This is a genomic window from Mycobacterium sp. SMC-15, from assembly GCF_045310925.1.
Taxonomy (GTDB): Bacteria; Actinomycetota; Actinomycetes; order Mycobacteriales; family Mycobacteriaceae; genus Mycobacterium.
In genome coordinates this window covers 230,205-241,997 of the sequence record NZ_JBJIAJ010000002.1, presented here as the reverse complement: position 1 = coordinate 241,997, position 11,793 = coordinate 230,205, and the positions used below count along the sequence as shown (strand labels likewise).

Here is an 11,793-nt window from a genome sequence, read left to right as displayed (position 1 = left end):
ATGGCTGCCAACGATCCTCGTATCGAAACCCGCGACGCCTGGGTCGAGTTCCCCATTTTCGACGCCAAGGCACGGTCGCTGAAGAAAGCGTTCCTCGGCAAGGCCGGCGGGGCGATCGGGCGCAACAACTCCAACGTGGTGGTGGTCGAGGCGCTGCGCGACATCACCATGTCGCTGTCGTTGGGCGACCGGGTCGGCTTGGTCGGGCACAACGGTGCGGGCAAATCCACACTGCTGCGGCTGCTTTCGGGGATCTACGAGCCGACGCGCGGGTCGGCAACGGTAGTCGGGCGGGTGGCGCCGGTGTTCGATCTGGGCGTGGGCATGGACCCGGAGATCTCCGGCTACGAGAACATCATCATCCGCGGACTGTTCCTCGGCCAGACCCGCAAGCAGATGGCCGCCAAGGTCGACGAGATCGCCGAATTCACCGAGCTGGGCGACTATCTGGCGATGCCGCTGCGCACCTACTCCACCGGTATGCGGGTGCGGTTGGCGATGGGCGTGGTCACCAGCATCGACCCGGAGATCCTGTTGCTCGACGAGGGTATCGGCGCCGTGGACGCCGAGTTCTTGAAGAAGGCCCAGACCCGGCTCCAGAAGCTGGTGGAGCGATCCGGAATCCTGGTGTTCGCCAGCCACTCCAACGAATTCTTGGCCCGACTGTGCAAGACCGCGATGTGGATAGACCACGGCACCATCCGGATGACCGGAGGGATCGAGGAGGTGGTGGGCGCCTACGAAGGCCCGGATGCGGCCCGGCACGTGCGCGAGGTGCTTGCCGAGACGCAGGCCAGGGATCAGGCGTGACCGACACTGTCTACGCTGTCGTCGTCACCCACCGGCGCCCGCAGCAGCTGGCCGAATCGCTGAAGGCGCTGACCGGCCAGACCCGGACACCCGACCACGTGATCGTGGTCGACAACGACTTCTCTTCTGGAGACGCCACGGTGCGCGAGCTGGTAGCGGGGCAACCGGTGACCTCTACCTACCTTGGTTCGCGGCGAAACCTCGGCGGCGCAGGCGGTTTCGCACTGGGGATCCTGCACGCCCTGGCCGCCGGCGCGGACTGGGTGTGGCTGGCCGACGACGACGGTCGTCCGGCGGATGCCGGCGTGCTGGCGGCACTGCTGGACTGCGCCGCCAAGCATCAGCTGGCCGAGGTATCACCGATGGTGTGCAACATCGACGACCCGTCCCGGCTCGCCTTCCCGCTGCGGCGCGGGCTGGTGTGGCGTCGCGAGGTGCGCGAATTGCGCAGTGGCGCAGTGGGTGAGGATCTGCTTCCGGGGATCGCGTCGCTGTTCAACGGGGCGCTGTTCACCGCCGACGCGCTCGACGCGGTGGGGGTGCCGGATCTGCGGCTGTTCATCCGCGGCGACGAGGTAGAGGTACACCGGCGGCTGGTGCGCTCCGGCCTGCCATTCGGGACGTGCCTGACCGCGGCGTACCTGCACCCGTGCGGGTCGGAGGAGTTCAAGCCGATCCTGCGCGGCCGGATGCACACCCAGTACCCGGACAACGCGACGAAGCGGTATTTCACCTACCGCAACCGCGGCTACCTGATGGCCCAGCCCGGGCTGCGGCGGCTGCTGGTTCAGGAGTGGCTGCGGTTCGGCTGGTTCTTCCTGGTGTCACGCCGCGACCCGGCCGGCCTGATCGAATGGGTCCGGCTGCGCCGGCTGGGACGTCGAGAGCAGTTCGCCAAACCCGAGGGGCAGCAATGAGTTTCACCGATGTGGCCGCGGAGTCCAAGAGTTTCGCGCGGGCGCGGGCCGATCTGGTGGACGGATTCGGCCGCCGCGAGCTGTGGCTGCACCTGGGATGGCAGGACATCAAGCAGCGTTACCGGCGCAGTGTGCTGGGTCCGTTCTGGATCACCATCGGCACCGCCACCACCGCGGTGGCGATGGGCGGGCTGTACTCCAAGCTGTTTCACCTGGACCTGTCGGTGCACCTGCCGTACGTGACGCTCGGGCTGATCGTGTGGAACCTGTTGAACGCGGCCATCCTCGAGGGCGCCGATGTGTTCGTCGCCAACGAGGGGCTGATCAAGCAGTTGCCGACACCGTTGAGTGTGCACGTATACCGGCTGGTGTGGCGACAGATGATCCTGTTCGCGCACAACATCGTCATCTACATACCTATCGCGCTGATCTTCCCGAAACCCTGGTCATGGGCAGACCTTTCGGTGATCCCGGCACTGCTGCTGATCGCACTGAACTGCGTGTGGGTATCGCTGTGCTTCGGAATTCTGGCCACCCGCTACCGCGACATCGCCCCGCTGTTGTTCTCGGTGGTGCAGCTGCTGTTCTTGATGACGCCGATCATCTGGAACTACGACACCCTGCGCGCTCAGGGGGCGTCTAGGTGGACGGCGGTGGTGGAGTTCAACCCGCTGATGCATTACCTGGACCTGGTACGACTGCCGCTGCTGGGGGCGCATCAGCCGCTGCGGCACTGGGCGGTGGTGTTGGTGCTGACCGTCGTCGGCTGGTCGGTGGCCGCACTGGTGCTGCGCCAGTACCGGGCACGGGTCGCGTACTGGGTGTAGCGCATCATCGCGCCACACTCGCCACTTGTGCACCTAGTGATGAGCATGCGGGTGTTGCCGGATGTTGCGTAGGTGATCGCGGCGGCGCGGCGCCGCATCGTGGGACTCGAAGTAAGCCGGGTCAACAGATTCCACCGCGGTAAACGGAAAGGCCCCGACCCTGGGCCGCCAGAGGCGGCCAGAGCCGGGGCCTTTTCGTCTGCAGCTACGGAGTGGCCGGGTCGTTCGCCCCGTTGTTGCCGGTTGCGGTCTGTCCGTCGGTCTGCATTCCGCCCTGGTTGACGATGTTGCCGTCGGTCCCGTTGCCGCCGGTAGCGCCGGACCCGGTACCGCTACCGCCGTTGCCGCCGGTGGCGGTGCCGTTGGTGGCCATGGATGGCAGGTTCCCGACGCCGGTGCCAAACGCGTCGAGCCGGCTCGACCCGGCCTTGCCGCCGGTACCGCCGTCAAGGCCGTCGCCGCCCTTGCCGCCGGACGAGGTTCCGTTCGCGACGTTGTCCGGGTTACCGCCCGTGGCGATGCTGGCCTTTCCGCCGTCACCGCCGGTGCCACCGTTGCCAGCCTCGTCGGTGGTGGCGTCCCCGCCGTTACCGCCGGTCGCGGTGCCGCTGGCCGTTCCGCCCGGACCGCCCAGCGTGCCGCCATCGGTGGTCTTGGAGCTCTGAATGTCCGAGCTGCCGCCGTTACCGCCAACGCTGCCCGCGCCGGTTGCGTTACCGCCGTCACCGCCGGTTGAGGTGCCGAAGGAGTTTCCGCCGGTGGCGGCGTAGCCGACCTCGCCGGACTCCAGCTCGCCCCAGGAGCCGTTGCCGCCGACGCCGCCGTCGGTTCCGGTTCCGCCGTTGCCGCCCTGAGCGATCGCGTCGTTGCCGCCACCGCCGATGCTGCCGCCGGCACCGTCGACCATCAGCTGACCGCTACCACCGTCACCACCGGTGCCGTTGACGCCGGCGCCGCCCGTACCGCCGGCAGCAGACCCGGTGATGGTGCTGCCAGCACCGGTGGCGTCGGCTTGACCGAATCCGCCGTTACCGCCCTGGCCTCCGTCGACGCCGCCGCCACCGGCACCACCGTTGACGTTGGTGTCGCTGATGGCCGCGCCGTCGGTGGCGTTGATGACGGCACTGCCGCCCACGCCGCCCGCGGCGCCGGCACTGCCGTCGGTCCCACCGCCGTTGCCGCCGGTCGCGTGGCTGCCGGTGATCGAGCTGCCCGCCCCGTCAGCGTTCAGCCCGGCTTCGCCGCCGTTGGCGGTCGCGCTGGCGGCGCCACCGGTCACCGTGCTGTCGGTGATGCTGCCACCGTTGGTCGCCGACACTGTGGCAGAGCCGCCGAGGAAGCCATCGGAGTCCTGCCCGTTGGTCACCGTGACGTTGCTGATCGTGCCGCCGCCGAGGGCCTCCAGGGTGTTGTCGGCACCGTTCTCGCCGTTGACACCGTTCGCGCCGCCGTCGCCGCCGTTTCCGCCGGCGATGTGGCCGTCATCGATGGTGCTGCCCGCCCCGCTGGCGATGACCGCTCCGAGCCCACCGGCACCACCATTGCCGCCGACGCCGGTGGTGCTGCCCGCCCCGCCGTTGCCGCCATTGCCGCCGGTTGCGGTGCTGTTGGTGACGGTGCCGCCGTCGACTCCTGCGACGACGGCGCCACCGCCGCCACCGCCGCCGCCACCGCCCTGGCCCGCGGTCTGGCCGTCGGCGACCCCGCCGCTACCGCCGTTACCACCGTTGCCGCCGGTCGCGCCGTCGCCGATGCCGGCGCCGTTGGCGCCCGCGCCACCGGCGCCACCGTTACCGGCTGTGCCGGTGCCGGAGGTGCCGCCGTTGCCGCCGGCACCACCGTGACCACCGGTGAAGCCGCCGGTGTTGCCGTTGCCACCGTTGCCACCGTTACCGCCGTTGCCGGCCCCGCTGGCGGCGCCACCGGCACCACCGGTTCCGCCGGAGCCGCCCGTGCTCAATCCCACATTGGGCAGGTCGCCGACCACGGGTGCGCCGGTGCCGCCGTCACCGCCGATACCGCCGTTGCCGGCTTGGCCGTCCTCGGAGGTGCCACCGGCGCCGCCGTTGCCGCCGTGCCCGCCGGCCAGCGTCCCGTTCTCCCCGGTGTTGCCCTCGCCGGTGGTGTTGCCGCCGTTACCGCCGGTGCCGCCATTGCCGGCGGTCTGGTCACCGGTCGCGTTGGCACCCGCGCCGCCGTCGCCGCCGTAGCCGCCGTGACCGGAACCGTCGCCACCGGCACCACCGGCACCACCGTTGCCGCCGGTGTTGTTGCCGCCATCAGCGGTGCTCGTCACCGCGCCACCGGTGCCACCTTGGCCACCGGTGCCGCCGTAGACGCCCTGGCCACCGGTGCCACCGGAGCCACCGTTGCCGGCCTGGTAGCCGGTACCGCCGGTGCCACCCTTGCCGCCGGAGCCACCCACGCCCGTCGCATCCTCGTGGGCCGGGCTCAGCCCGTTGCCGAGGAAGCTGCCCTCGGCGTCGGTAGCGGCGTTGCCACCGATTCCACCGGCGCCACCATCGCCACCGTTACCGAGTTGGCCGAGGTTGCCATCGGTGCCGTCGGTGTGGCCGTCACCGCCGCCTTGGCCACCGGTTCCGGCCGTGGCGCCCGCAGCTCCGCCGTTGCCGCCGTTGCCACCGGCACCCGCGGCGCCCTCGTTGGGGGCGCTGGGGACAGCCGAGGGGCTCACGCTCGCACCGTTGGCGCCATTGCCGCCTTCACCGCCGACGCCGCCGTTACCGCCCTTGCCGCTGTTGCCGCCGTTACCGCCGTTGCCGTTGGTCGCCGAGCCACCGTTGCCGCCGACGCCCCCGTTGCCACCGTTACCCGCGTTGCCACCGGCACCTGCTGCCACAGTCGGGTCATTCGAATCCGCGCCGCGTCCGCCGCCGCCACCCGTGCCGCCGATACCACCGGCGCCACCGTTACCGCCATTGCCCGAGACCGAGCCGCCGTTACCGCCGACGCCGCCAGCGCCGCCGTTACCGCCGACGGAGCCGTCGCCGCCGGCGGTGCCCACATCTTGGCTGTCGAAACCGGCCGCGCCCTGGTCGCCGTTACCGCCGACCCCGCCGTTACCGCCATTGCCATGGCTGCCACCGTTGCCACCCGCGCCACCGGCACCGCCGGATACGCCCGTGCCACCGATACCGGCGCCACCGGCACCGCCGTCACCGCCGTTGCCCGACACCGTGTCCGGCAGTGCGCCGTCGGCGCCGTCCGCACCTGCGGTGCCCGGCGTGCCGCCGAAGCCTCCTGTGCTGGTGCCGGCCGCGCCGCCCGCACCGCCGGCGCCGACCGCACCGAGGTTGCCGCCGGCACCGCCAGCGCCACCGGCACCGCCGCCGACAAGTTCATCGCCGGCAGCCTCGGTGACAATTTCCGGCGCGGTCCCACCACCGGCGCCACCGTTTCCACCTGCGCCACCATTGCCGGCCAGCCCGGAACCACCGCCGACGCCACCGGCGCCGCCGTTGCCCGCGGCACCCGCGGGGTGCACACCGAAGAAGCCACCGCCGCCACCATTACCGCCGGCGCCACCGGCACCCGCGGCGCCACCGGAGCCGGCGTTGCCGCCGGTACCGCCCGCGCCACCGTTGCCGCCCGGGTCACTGGCGGGAATGAGCGCCGCGGGAATGACCTCGGGCCCGTTGTTCACATCACCGTTGCCACCGGCGCCGCCGTTGCCACCGTTACCGCCGACACCGCCGTTGCCGCCGAGGCCACCGTTTCCGCCGGCTCCGGAGGTGCCGAACAGGCCGGCAGCGCCGCCGTTGCCGCCGATGGCACCGTTACCGCCGGCAAAGCCATCGGTGCCGTCGCCGCCGTTACCGCCGTCGGGCCCGTTGGCCCCGGTGCCGCCGACCGGGCTCAGACCGTCCGCGCCCACGTTGCCGTTGGTCCCGGCGGCGCCGTTACCGCCGTTCCCGCCGGTACCACCGTTGCCGCCGTTACCGAAGAAGAAGCCGCCGGCGCCGCCGAGCCCACCGACCAGGCCGTCGGTGCCGGCCGCGCCGATGCCGTCGATGCCGAACGCACCGGCGCCCCCGTCGCCGCCGTTGCCCATCAGCGAGCCGCCGGCTCCACCGCTGCCGCCGACCAGGCCCAGACCGATGCCGCTGCCACCGTCGCCGCCGTTGCCGAGCATGCCGGCATTGCCGCCGTCGAGGTCGAACGTCGAACCGGCGGCGAAGTTGTAGGTGCCGTTCTCGATGTCGGCCAGCGTGACCTCGTTGCCCTCGGCGTCGAGCAGGACCGCGCCATTCGCGCTCAGCACGTCGCCGTCGGCGTCGACGAACCCACCGGCACCGCCGTCACCGAACAGGAATCCACCGGCGCTCGCTGCGTGATACACGAGGTCGCCATCGGCGTTGAAGTCCACATAGGCGTTGTCGCCGTTGCCGAATACACCGTCGAGGTGCAGGCCGCTGCCGATCAAGAGCTGACCGATGTCATACAGCGGCTGATAGATGATCATGTTGATCGAGTTGGCCACCAGCTCGTTGAGGGCCTGCAGCGGGTCGGTGCCCGCCGCCGCGCCGGCCCAGTCGCCGCTTAACGCGTCGAATCCAAGCCATTCAAGCCCGGACGTGTCCGCCGCCGGCGGCTCGATCCAGCTGAACAAGTCGTCGAATAGACCGTCGAGTCCATCGGCACTGGCCGGCGCCGCCGTCAGCGGCGTCATGCCGAAAGCCAGGAACGCTCCCACTGCGCTGGTGGCCCCCACAGCGCGGCTGACTCGGCTTTTTGCGGTCTTGGTAGCAGAGCGGTGTGACATGAGATTCTCCCCAGGCAGTTGAGCTCTTGGCGGTTGACACGGACGTAAATTGCTTAGCTCGCGTTAAGGTAACAGACCCGTTTCGAATTCGGCAACCAATTTCGTCGAATGACAGCTTTGTGGAACTCCTAAGACTGTCCTACCTGGCGATATACATAGAAAGCTGTCTTATCGAGAGGACTTTGGTGCAATTATAAGGAGAGTTATAACCAGAGTTTCCAGCCCACATCGAACCGAATACTGTGGTTTTGCATGGGTTGCTAGCAAAGTCTCAACAAGGATGCTTGTTTGCAAGCAGAACCCTTCCGACCATGGGCTAAGGCACGACTCGCGCGCCCGCGCACCAAGTTCGGGTAGTAGCTAGACCGGCAGAACCGGGTGATCCACGAGACTGAGAGCCCGGAACCACCGCGGCTATCGGCGGCTCAGATGTCCACCGGGGGCGACTCACACCGCGACGGGGGCCGGTTAGGAGACGTGTGGGTGCACCGTCGACTAGCACTGGTCCGCCTCAGCGTGCGGAACCCAGGAATTTCGTCGTTCTCACTGAGCGGTCTCAGGTCCGCACAGCAGCTCCGGTCGCGCCGTGGCAACACCGGGCGCGAAAAGACTTAGGGGGTGTATTGGCCCCGCGGGTCAGGCAAGCAGGTCGCCCAGGTCACCCAGACCGACGTCGGGAAGACCGACGTCGCCAAGGCCGGCGTCGGGGAGGCCGACGTCGGGAAGGCCGGCGTCGAAACCGTCCGCGCCGAGCACCGCGTCGAAGCTGACCGGCGTGAACACGTCAGCCCAACTGCCGCTGTGGAGCGCATCGCCCAAGCCGGTCAGAAGGCTTGCCGCACTGTTCCCGGGATCGAGCAACTCACCGGTGAACCAGTTGCGCGTCTCGTACCACTCCACCATGTTGTCGAACAGGCTCTTTACCGCGTCGCCGGCCGTGCCCAGCAACGTGATGGTGTCCTCGATACCCTGCCAGCCCTCGGTGAGCACCAGCAGCGGCGCACCGACCAGCAGCGTCAGCGGGATGACGAAGAACAACTCGCCGAGCGCCTCAAGGCCGATCACGACCGGGAACCACGGGGTATCCGGGTCATCCAGAATCGGGATAATCCAGTTCAATCCCGTCAGCGCACCGATGATGTCCATCAGGCTGGAATCGGAGGACAGCGCCGTCAGCTCGACCGGGGTCAAGACCGTCGCTGCCGGAAGGGCCACGGGGGACGCCGCGGCAGGAATGGGCGTGACGCCGCCGGCCGTAAACGCGACCACACCAGCGGTCGCAGCGCTGGCGAGAGCCCGAGAATATCCGTTCGACGCAGTCCACATGGCGACTGATTGTATTGCAATGCAACTGAATTTTCGAACCCAAAACTGAACACGAGATGAAATCGTTTGCGACTCCCGAGGAATGCTTTGTCACGTAGCGGGTTTCGGACGGCCGCCTTCATCCACTACTTCCCAAAGTGCAACTGCTACATAGCCTTTCGGCTATCCAGCGGTTGCCATTGCCGCGCGGAATCGCGGCCACACAACGCCTACGCGGTCACCGTTATCTTGAATCCGGTACCGCGGTCCGTATGCACCAAAAGAAACACCCCGCACGATTGTGCGGGGTGTTTCTTTTGCGTTGTCGAGATTAGCCCTCCGGAACCACGGGAGGCTGCACGACGCCAGGCTGACCGGGCTGGCCGGCCGTGCCGTCGCTCTCGGCGTCCGGACCGGCACCAGCGGCGCCACCGGCACCAGCGGCGCCACCCTCGCTGTCGGCACCCGGGGTGTTACCCGCGCCACCGTTGTCGTCACCAAACGCCGGGGTGAGGACGTCGCCGCCGTTACCGCCGTTGCCGCCGTTACCACCGGTGACCTCACCGGCACCACCGGCACCACCGTCGCCGCCGGCGCCACCCTGGATACCGTCGATCGGACCGGAGGAGGAGTCACCCGAGGTGGTGTTCCAGTCCGGGTCGCCGTAGCGGATGTTGCTGCCGGCGCCACCGTTACCACCGGCGCCACCGTCGCCACCGACACCACCGGTGCCATCGGAGTTGGCCAGGCCCTGGCCACCGGCGCCGCCGGCACCACCGGCACCGCCGTTGGTGCCACCCGCGTACAGGTCGCTACCGCCGTTACCGCCGTTACCGCCGTTACCGGCCGTCGCACCCGAACCGCCGGCGCCACCTTCACCGCCAGTGCCGGCCGCACCCTGCGGACCCGGGACACCCGAACCGACCGGGCCCTCGACGGACGAGTACTCAGTGATGTCGGCGACGTTACCGCCGACGCCACCGTTACCACCGTTACCACCGTTACCAATGATGCCGTCGTTGCCGTTGGCCGCACCCGCACCCGCCGCACCGGCGTTACCACCGGCACCACCGGCACCACCGTTACCGGGGGCGTTGTAGAGGCCGTGCACGGAGTCGGTGTCCTCGTGGATGCCGACGCTGCCGTTGCCGCCCTTACCGCCGTCGGACCCGACGCCGCCGTTACCGCCGTTACCGCCGTTACCGGTCTGGCCGCCACCGGCGCCACCGGCACCACCCTGGCCACCGGCCGCGCCGTTGCCACCGCTGGTGCCCGGGATCGCCGGGTCAAGGACGCCGCCGCCCGCCGCGGTCGAGCCGTTGACGCCTTCCACACCGTTGGTGCCGGCAGATGCGTTACCACCGTTACCACCGTTGCCGCCGTCGGCGTCGACACCGGCCGCACCGTTGTTGGCGCCCTCGCCACCGGCTGCACCACCGGCAGCAGCAGCGCCGCCGTTACCGGCGTTGCCGCCGTTGCCGCCCGCCATACCGTCAACGCCCGGGCCGTTTGCCTCGAGGCCGTTGGCACCGGTACCGCCGTCGCCGCCGACGCCGCCGTTACCGCCGACGCCACCGTCGGCGTTCGCGCCAGCCACACCCGCGACGGAGCCCTGGCCGGCTGCGCCACCGACGCCACCTGCGCCACCGAGGGCACCGTTGCCGCCGTTGCCGCCCGCAGCACCGTCGCCGGAGCCGTTGTCAGCGAAGCTGCCATCCGCGCCGGTCACACCAGCGCCACCGTTACCACCGGCGCCACCGACACCGGCGTCGCCACCGTTGCCCGCAGCACCCGGGGTGTGAACACCGAAGAAGCCACCGGCGCCACCGTTACCGCCGACACCACCGTTACCGCCGACACCACCGGCCGCAGCGTTGCCACCGTTGCCGTCCTCGGTGTCCGCACCCGCAGCGCCCGCGCCACCGGCGCCGCCGACACCACCGACACCACCGGTGCCACCGGCACCGGAGTTACCGAACAGGCCGGCCACACCACCGTTGCCGCCCGCGCCACCGTTACCGGCCGCGCCACCGATCTGACCGATGCCACCAGCGGCGCCGGTTCCACCGGTTCCACCGACACCACCGGCGCCACCGTTGCCGATCAGGAAGCCACCGTCGCCACCGACGCCACCGGCGAAGCCGACCGCACCGATGTCACCGATGCCACCGGTACCACCAGTGCCACCATTGCCCATCAGGAAACCACCGGCACCGCCGTCGCCACCGAGGCCGAAGAAGCTGCCGCCGTCACCACCGTTGCCGATCAGACCGGCGTTGCCGCCGTTGAGGTCAAAGTCGTTCGAGGCGAACGAGTAGGTGCCGTTCTCGATGCTCGCCAGCGTGACGACGTTGTCGTCGCCGTCCAGCAGCACCTCGCCATTGGCGCCGAGCACTTCACCGTCGGCGTTGAGGAACGCACCGCTGCCGCCGTCACCGAACAGGAAGCCACCCGCGGAGGCGGCGTTGTAGACCAGGTCACCGTCGGCGTTGATGCTGACGAAGGCGTTGTCGCCGTTGTCGAAGACACCGTCGATACGCAGACCCAGGTCGTTGATCAGGAACTGGTTGATGCCGTAGATCGGCTGGTAGATCAGCGTGTTGAGGGTGTTGGCCACCAGCGTGTTGAGACCATCGAGCGGGCTGGCAGCTGCCGAGCCGGCCAGGTCACCGTCGAACGCGCTGAAGCCCAACCAGTCAAAACCGGAAGTGTCCGCGGCCGAAGGCTCAATCCAGCTGAACAGGTCCCCGAAGAAGTCCTCGAAGTCAGCACTGGCCGGCGCCGCCGTGATCGGCGTCAAGCCGAACGCCAGGAAAGCGCCTGCGGCACTGGTGGCGCCCACAGCGCGACTGAGACGACGAGTCCTGCTCTTGGCGGCAGATCGGTTCGACATGTTTTCCCTTCAGGTGAGGATTAGCTATTGGCGGCTGACAGGGTCGTAAATTGCTAAGCCGCCGTTAAGGTAACAGAGGGGCCGCAACACAGGCAACCGAGCTGACATCTAGAACCTGGCAACTTGTTGAAATGCCCGTGAACAGTTAGTTTCCCGAAGTTGTCGCGGGTTTAGTTGGACACGTGTCTAAATATGGAACGGATCACAAGAAGCCTCGATATGTTCACGCTGAGCGAGAAACTGTGAAACGTGTAGGTT

Annotated in this window: 6 protein-coding genes; 3 read left to right on the top strand and 3 right to left on the bottom strand. The window is 69.0% G+C overall.

The window, feature by feature from the left end; all coding sequences use genetic code 11:
* The 3 genes from ACJH71_RS03930 to ACJH71_RS03920 are packed head-to-tail and all read left to right on the top strand — an operon-like array spanning position 1 to position 2,554.
* On the top strand, positions 1–810 hold the full coding sequence (locus tag ACJH71_RS03930) for an ABC transporter ATP-binding protein (RefSeq protein WP_406756738.1): 810 nt from the start codon (positions 1–3) through the stop codon (positions 808–810).
* Positions 807–1,727: a glycosyltransferase gene (locus tag ACJH71_RS03925; RefSeq protein ID WP_406756737.1), complete on the top strand. Its 921-nt coding sequence runs from the start codon at positions 807–809 to the stop codon at positions 1,725–1,727. The genes ACJH71_RS03930 and ACJH71_RS03925 overlap by 4 nt, the downstream gene beginning before the upstream one ends.
* Positions 1,724–2,554, top strand: a complete 831-nt coding sequence (locus tag ACJH71_RS03920) for an ABC transporter permease (RefSeq protein ID WP_024443606.1) — start codon at positions 1,724–1,726, stop codon at positions 2,552–2,554. The genes ACJH71_RS03925 and ACJH71_RS03920 overlap by 4 nt, the downstream gene beginning before the upstream one ends.
* Before the next feature lie 205 nt (positions 2,555–2,759).
* Here the strand turns inward: ACJH71_RS03920 and ACJH71_RS03915 are convergent, their stop codons facing one another.
* The 3 genes from ACJH71_RS03915 to ACJH71_RS03905 all read right to left on the bottom strand — a co-directional run bounded on the left by ACJH71_RS03915 (position 2,760) and on the right by ACJH71_RS03905 (position 11,535).
* Entirely contained in the window at positions 2,760–7,337 is a 4,578-nt protein-coding gene (locus ACJH71_RS03915) for a PE family protein (RefSeq protein WP_406756736.1), read from the bottom strand.
* A 636-nt stretch (positions 7,338–7,973) separates the two neighbouring features.
* On the bottom strand, positions 7,974–8,663 hold the full coding sequence (locus ACJH71_RS03910) for a hypothetical protein (RefSeq protein ID WP_406756735.1): 690 nt from the start codon (positions 8,661–8,663) through the stop codon (positions 7,974–7,976).
* A gap of 310 nt (positions 8,664–8,973) precedes the next feature.
* Positions 8,974–11,535: a hypothetical protein gene (locus tag ACJH71_RS03905; protein WP_406756734.1), complete on the bottom strand. Its 2,562-nt coding sequence runs from the start codon at positions 11,533–11,535 to the stop codon at positions 8,974–8,976.
* Positions 11,536–11,793: the final 258 nt, after the last annotated feature.

Bases quoted from the DNA above. Each gene is read 5' to 3' on its own strand.
- ACJH71_RS03930 (WP_406756738.1), top strand. From the start codon at position 1: ATGGCTGCCAACGATCCTCGTATCGAAACCCGCGACGCCTGGGTCGAG.
- ACJH71_RS03915 (WP_406756736.1), bottom strand. From the start codon at position 7,337: ATGTCACACCGCTCTGCTACCAAGACCGCAAAAAGCCGAGTCAGCCGC.
- ACJH71_RS03905 (WP_406756734.1), bottom strand. From the start codon at position 11,535: ATGTCGAACCGATCTGCCGCCAAGAGCAGGACTCGTCGTCTCAGTCGC.
- ACJH71_RS03910 (WP_406756735.1), bottom strand. From the start codon at position 8,663: ATGTGGACTGCGTCGAACGGATATTCTCGGGCTCTCGCCAGCGCTGCG.
- ACJH71_RS03920 (WP_024443606.1), top strand. From the start codon at position 1,724: ATGAGTTTCACCGATGTGGCCGCGGAGTCCAAGAGTTTCGCGCGGGCG.